Source organism: Pseudomonas tehranensis (assembly GCF_014268615.1).
Classification (GTDB): domain Bacteria; phylum Pseudomonadota; class Gammaproteobacteria; order Pseudomonadales; family Pseudomonadaceae; genus Aquipseudomonas; species Aquipseudomonas tehranensis.
In genome coordinates this window covers 1-6,684 of the sequence record NZ_JABWQV010000259.1, presented here as the reverse complement: position 1 = coordinate 6,684, position 6,684 = coordinate 1, and the positions used below count along the sequence as shown (strand labels likewise).

General features: G+C 61.8%; 4 protein-coding genes. All 4 read right to left on the bottom strand.

All coding sequences use genetic code 11. The features are described from left to right. Positions 1 to 135 precede the first annotated feature (135 nt). The 4 genes from pgaD to pgaA are packed head-to-tail and all read right to left on the bottom strand — an operon-like array spanning position 136 to position 6,483. Entirely contained in the window at positions 136 to 639 is a 504-nt protein-coding gene (pgaD, locus tag HU811_RS23420; RefSeq protein ID WP_186658355.1) for a poly-beta-1,6-N-acetyl-D-glucosamine biosynthesis protein PgaD, read from the bottom strand. Next, complete coding sequence (pgaC, locus tag HU811_RS23415; protein ID WP_076383117.1) at positions 636 to 1,991, bottom strand: poly-beta-1,6-N-acetyl-D-glucosamine synthase; 1,356 nt, start codon at positions 1,989 to 1,991, stop codon at positions 636 to 638. The genes pgaD and pgaC overlap by 4 nt, the downstream gene beginning before the upstream one ends. A 1-nt stretch (position 1,992) precedes the next feature. Continuing rightward, positions 1,993 to 3,990: a poly-beta-1,6-N-acetyl-D-glucosamine N-deacetylase PgaB gene (gene pgaB / locus HU811_RS23410; protein ID WP_186658353.1), complete on the bottom strand. Its 1,998-nt coding sequence runs from the start codon at positions 3,988 to 3,990 to the stop codon at positions 1,993 to 1,995. Positions 3,991 to 4,002: 12 nt separating this feature from the next. Next, positions 4,003 to 6,483 carry a poly-beta-1,6 N-acetyl-D-glucosamine export porin PgaA gene (gene pgaA / locus HU811_RS23405; protein ID WP_186658351.1) on the bottom strand — a complete coding sequence of 827 codons (2,481 nt, stop codon included), beginning with the start codon at positions 6,481 to 6,483 and terminating at the stop codon, positions 4,003 to 4,005. Between the last annotated feature and the right edge of the window lie 201 nt (positions 6,484 to 6,684).

Genomic DNA, 6,684 nt, shown 5'->3' with positions numbered 1-6,684 from the left:
CCCACATTTTGATTTGTGCTGACCGTAATATCCGCGACAACCCAATCTCTCTGTGGGAGCGAGCGTGGCGTTTTGAAGGAAATCTCCGAGGAACTGGAAAGCAACAAGATCAACAATCACAGCCTGCGGCAGCGCTTACACCGAATGATCGACCGGCAGGTGAATCACCCGGGGTCGCTCCAACGGTGCCAGTGGCGGCGGTTGCAGTTCCGGGCTCAGCAGATGGAAGTGCGCCACGACATGGCTGATATCACCGTCCTGGTTGTTGTGAATAATCTTGGAGCCGGGCCGGCGCAACGTGTCCAGACGCGCGTCGGTCAATTTGAAGCTTTCGCTCAAGCCTTGATCGTCCACCACCGGCGCTGGCAGCCGCCGCTGGGCGAAGCTGCGGCTTTTGCGCTGCTGATAGCGCGCCCAGGTAATCAGGATCACCGCGTTGACCAAGGCGATCCAGCCATATACCTGCAACGTCCCGAGAGTGTCCATTAGCGAACCACCGAGGCGCGGGCCTGCCTGGCTGTCAAACAGCGGCCAGAGCCCGTTGACCAGCAGATACAACAGCCCCAGCCACGCCAGCACGGTAAAGAGCGCATCGATGACCACCAGAAAAGGTCTTTGTCGGGTCCTGATAATTTTCATCGGATCACTTCCTCTTCTTCATCATCGAACGGTTTGATGCCGCGATCCGGGCTGACCCAGCGCGCACGCTTCTGATGCTGTCCAAACAGCACTTTTGGGAAACTCACCAGGGTGGTGAACAGGCTGATCAGCCAGAACACCAACGGGTACCACACCACCCAGAACATGATGTGCCACAAGCCTTTTTCGTAGCGGCGATCGATCAGGATGCTCACCGCGAACTGCATCAGACACACCACCGCCAACAGCAACCCGGTGAAGGCCGGCGGCATGAGGTGATCGACTGCGATGGCCGCTGGCATTTCGACGAATTTACCGGCGCCCCAGAAGATCACCGACAGCAGGAACGTGAACGCCCAACCGGTGGACAGGCAATATTCGAACAGCAGCGGCCACAGGTAGCGGTGGCGGTATTGCCAGATGCCGCGGATGTTCTTGAACAGCACTTCGGCTCCGCCCTGGGCCCAGCGCAGGCGCTGCCGCCACAGGCCGCGCAGGGTTTCGGGCATGAGGATCCAGCACAGGGCACGGGGCTCGTAGAAGATGCTCCAGTGGTCCAGTTGCAGCTTCCAGCTGATGTCGATGTCTTCGGTGATCATGTCCGGGCTCCAGTAGCCGACCCGGTGCAGGGCCGTGCGACGGAAGGCGACGATCACGCCGGAGACGGTGAAGATCCGCCCGAAGACTCGCTGGGTACGCTTGATCAAGCCAATGATCGAGGAGAACTCGCCAACCTGCACCCGACCGATCAAGGTAGAACGAGTACGGATACGCGGGTTGCCGGTCACCGCGCCGAGGCGGGCATTGTCCAGCATCGGTGCCACCAGGTAGGCGCAGGTGTTGGGCGCCAACAGCGCATCACCGTCGATGCACACCAGGTATTCACTGCGCGCCGCGATGGCGCCCATGCGCAGGGCCACGGCCTTGCCCTGGTTTTCCGCCAGATGCAGCACGCGCAGGCGCGGATCATCAGCCGCCAGTTGATCGAGCACTTGGGCGGTGTTGTCTTTCGAGCCGTCGTTGATGGCGATGACCTCGATGTTCGGGTAATGCTGGCCCAACGCGGCGTGAATGGTATCGGCGACGTTGTCGCCCTCGTTGAAGCACGGAATCAGAATGCTGATCAGCGGTTCCCCGGCCAGCGGCGGCGGCAGGGTGTCGTCCTTCCACGGCCAGTGACGCTCCCAGTGCAGCCAGAAATACAGGCCGCCGGCGATCCACAGCCCGGACATGAATAGTGGGTAAAAGAACACGAAGTCCATCAGGAATTGCCCGGTGACCAGGAAGATCAGGCCCAGGGGCACCCCAAGGACGATCGCCAGCACCAGCAGGGCGAGCAGTCTGTCGAGCATGTCAAGGATTCCACTTGTTGGAGAGCGCCGGCCGCACGGTTTTCACAGCGGGCTGGTCTTCGATGAAGTTGTCCGGGTAGTAGCCGAAACTGGTCACGCCTGAACGCTTGAGGCGTCCCATCCATTCGGCCAATTGTTCGCCGTCGATGTCGCTGACCGGTTTGCTGTGCCAGTCACGGGCCTGCAATTCGAATACCGTGCGCTTGAGCGCACCGGGGCGGGCCTTGACGGTCTCCACCAGACGCTCAAGCCAGGGGCCGGATTGCTCGCGGGTCTGCTTTTCCATCAACGGCATGGCCATCGGGGCCGTCCAGTTGTAGGCGCCAAGGAAGTCGTCCAGGTTCTGGGCGAACCAGGCTTCGCTTTCGGGATTGAGCATCGGTTCGGCGAAAATATTGCGCGCTGTCAGCACCTGCGGGCCACGAATCGCGCGGACCTTGGCAGTGAGCTCGTGGGTGAAGTCGATCAGGTAGCGGCTCTTGAAACGGGTCCAGCGCTGCATCGCCGCCGGGTCGTCCCGCAAGGCAGCGATAGACGTCGGCAAACCGTTGGCGGCATAGACTTTCAGGGCAGCGGGGCCGGCATCCTCGAAGTCGGAGAACACGGCGTCGTCATGGTAGAGAACGCCGTCCACCGAACTCATCCGCGCCAGGTCTTCGTAGATTTCGCCGATGACCCGCCGCACGCTCGGATCGAAGGGCGACAAACGTACGTACTGATCCGGGTCCACACCCGTACGGCCGGTTTCCGGATTCCAACGTTGTACACGGGGCAGCTTCGGATCCAGGCCGAAACTGAGCACTGGCATCCAGGCGAATACCTTGGCGTTGGCCCGAGTTTTCAGTTGCCACGCGACCCGATCGAACAGATCGGCCCGTACCGGCAGGTGACGGTTGGGAAAGTACAACGAATGCACCAGGCCATCGCCTTTCGGATCGGCAAAGGCTTGCAGGAAAACGGTGTTGGCACCCAGGTCGTAGATGCGCTGGATCAGCTTGCCGACATTGGCTTCCTGCTGCACAGGGTCAGGGTCGTAGACGTAATCCAGATCGACATGGACCACCCGCAACGGATCCATCGTCTGCACGCCGACGATGCTCTCGGCGAAGTGGGCACCATCCGGATCGGAGGCCACCAGAAAACGTGGGCCACTCATCAGGTTGTTGAGGCTGTCCAGACCATCTTCCAGGGTCAGGGCCATTTGGTAGCCTTCGCTGCCGATCACCTGCAAGGCGGTACCATCGGCGGCACCGTAGGGCCAGACCCACACGCGCGGACTGTAGCCGGTGACCTTGCGGATTTTCTCGGAAATGGCCACCACGTCCTTGCGCTGGCGAGCCTGGAAATCAGCTTCGCTTTCATAGCGACCGGTGGCGGGATCGTAGCGCCGGGTCGTCGCCGCCGGTTGCAGGTTGCCTTGCGGGTTGGCCAGTACCCCTTTGTGATTGGCGTCGGTGTGGGCGGCGATTTCCACCAGGCCCGATTTCGAGACCTCGCGGATCTGTTCCCAGGTCAAAAACTCGGAGCGCTTGCGCGGCACCCCGGCGAAGTCCACCGACTGGTTCAGCGGCGTGTCGATCCAGCTACCAACCGGGGCCAATAATGCCGGCCAGTTGTAAGCGCGGAGAATAGGCATGACGCGGGTGTAGAAGCTTGAATAACCGTCGTCAAAACTCAACAGCACCGCCCGCGGCGGCAGTTCCGGGCCCCCGTTGCGAGCGGTGATGATCTGGTCCACGGTGACCGGCTGGTAGTTGTTTTCCCGCAACCAAGCCAATTGCTCGATCAGGCGTTCGGTCCGCACGGCCACGAGCGCCTGGTCGGGGTCGCGGTCTTCCACGTCGTGATAGGCGATGCCGAGCACATGGTTTTTCGGCCAAGGGGCGTCGTTGGCCACCAGCGGGCGCTGTGAGGGCGGTGTGAACGCCGGGGCTTGCTGGGCACAAGCGCTGATCAGCAAGACCCCCAGCAGAAGGATGAATCGCGAAATGACAGGCATCTTCAAACTCTTCTAGAAGCGGTAGGTGAGGTCGACAAGCAGGCGCAGATCGCTTTCGCGGTCGCCGTCATAGGGGCGGTTGAGCCAGCTCAGTGCGGCGCCGGCCTCAAGCACGTCGTTCCAGATAAAACGCTGGCCGTAGCTGAGCAGACCCATGGCACCGGTGCTGTGGTCGCGCTGGCTGTAGGTACCGGCGCCGGCCTGGAATTGCTGGCTCCACGTCGTTTCGTAGCGGCGGTACAACACATGATTGGCACTGACGGTCGGCATGACGCTCAGATCTGACTTGGGGTTGAAGTAGGGGACTTCGTCAGAGCCGCTGTTGCGACTGGCACCCACTTCCAGGCCCAGCTCCACTTGCAGCCGCGGAGCGCTGTAAATGCCTTCGCGACCGGTGAGCAAGGTTTCGAGACGGTTGTTACCGTCACTGAAATGCGATGGGCTGACCGCCAGTTGCCACTCTCGGCTTTCGTGGGCACGCCAGCGAACGAAACCACTGCCACCGTTGGCGCGGATACCGCTGTTGAGCGCCCGCAGCGGGGTCGCGGCCGAGAGGTAATCGAGGCTGCCACCGTACTGCCAGTGGTCGTTGATGTCCCGGGCCACGGCCACGCGTGCCCCCTGCTTGTCACCGGAGCCGTACGAGTGGTTGGAGACTTCCGCTTCCAGCGTCATGTCACGGGTGCGGCGCTCCACACCCAGACGCTGCCAGCGATGGTGGCCGGTGCCTTCTTCGAAATCACCGGTGGCGTAACCGACGCCACCGAATAGCCGCCAGTCTTCATTGATGGGAGGGCTGTAGAGCAGCGTTTCAATGCCGAAGTCGCGACTGCCGGTGACTGCACCGGCATCGCCGTTGCCGCCGCCATAACTCTTGCCGGTGTAGGCTTCGATACGCAGTTCAGCCATGTCGTGCACTTCGCGCTGGCGTTGCAGGCGTTTGACATGGGCGTTCTCCGGGTAACGAGCGACCACGTCGTCGGTCAGCGCATCCATCTGCCGCCACTCCTGCAAATCCATGGCGGCGCGGGCCTGGGCGACTTCCAGCTCACGGTTACGCGGGGTGGTGGTCTCGACTTCCTTGAGCAGGCTTTCAGAACGTCGCGGCCATTGCCGAGCCTGGTACAGATCAGCCTGGGCCAGACGCAACCCGATATTGCCGGGCCCGTGATTGACCAGGGTCGCCAGGCGCGTCTCGGCGGTGGGCAGGTCGGCGCCATAAGTGCCGGCCTGAGCGGCAAGTTGTTGAGCGTCCATCCACTGGTCATTGGGGTTGCCGATGGGCAGTCCCTTGAGCTCGACGCGTGGTTGCTGGGACTTGGCCAGGTCTTCGGCCAAGGCACGGGCCTCTTCGGATTTTTCACTTTCCAGCAGTGCGTAGTAGAGCGCGGTGCTGTCTTCGAAGCGGTCCGCCGGATCGGCGTCAGGTGCCGTCAGTACCCGGCGGTACAGATCAACGGCAATCTCCGGTTCACGTTGCTCCAGATAGGAGGAAGCCACCCAGCGCAAAGCATAAGTGGGAATGACAACCCCTTCGGCGAGCAGCTTTTGGTATTCGGCAATCACTTCAGCTCGTCGAGCACGGGCGTTCAGGGCGCCGATGCGGTCGATGCGCCAGCGCAGTACATCGTCATGAGCCTCGGCCACCGGAGTCCAGGTGGCGAGCAGCTTGTCGTAATCGGCCAGGGCGCGGTCTGCGATAACGAAGCGATCCTTCTCGCTGCGGCTGGCCATGTCCGCCAGACGCACCCGTTCAGCCGCAACATCGCCCTCCAGCCGCCGCTGCACGCCCTGATCGATCAACCCGGGTTGCAGTCGAGCCAGGCGCAAGGCCGGCTCAGGCAAGCGGGCACGTTGCAGCGCAATGATGTATTCGCGGGCGACCTCGAGATTGTTGCCGGCGCGGGTAAAAGCCTGGTCGTATTCGAACAGCGCCTCGTGTGGACTGTTGGCACGGGTCAGGGCATAACCCAAGGCCAGCCGACGCGTCGGGTCCTCAGGTTTGGCTGCGACCATGGTCCTGGCACGACTGACTGCTTCGTCGGGTTTACCGGCGTCGGCCTGGGTCAAGGCCAGACCCAGTTGCAGATCGGGATTCTGAGGTTCGACTATCAAAGCCTGACGATAGAGCGCGGTAGCCGAGTCCCAACGCTTGAGATTGCGATAGGCGCGGGCCGTTGCAGTCAACGCCGCAACTGGCAGGTCGCGATAGCGGCCTTGGGCCTCATAGACTTTCACCACCTCGGCATCGAAACCGGCCCAGCTGGCGATCTGCAGATGGTCACTGATTTGCGCGGTGCTGGCCTGATCGGCCGGGACCTGGCGCAAGGCAGTCAACGCAGGCGTGTAATGGCCGGCGCGAGCATCATGCACCATCTGGTCATAGGCGGTATCGGCAAACGCCAGCACCGGCCAGCACAATTGGCTGCACAGCGCGAGGCGAAACAACGGGCGCAAACCACATTGAATAAAGGGACCCACAGTACGCGGCATTCGTCAGCATCCTTACATGGCCAGCCGGGTCGCAGTGCCCCCTTGCCCATCAAACAGGAAGCCGGATCAAAGGAATCCAGCCAAGCTCTAATGGGCCTAGTTTTGCACTCTCGGGCGGGTCGTCTTCCAAAACGCCATAATTCTTCAGAATCGATGCAGATTTCGCGGGCAAAAAAAACCGGCCCGTGCGCAATGCACGGG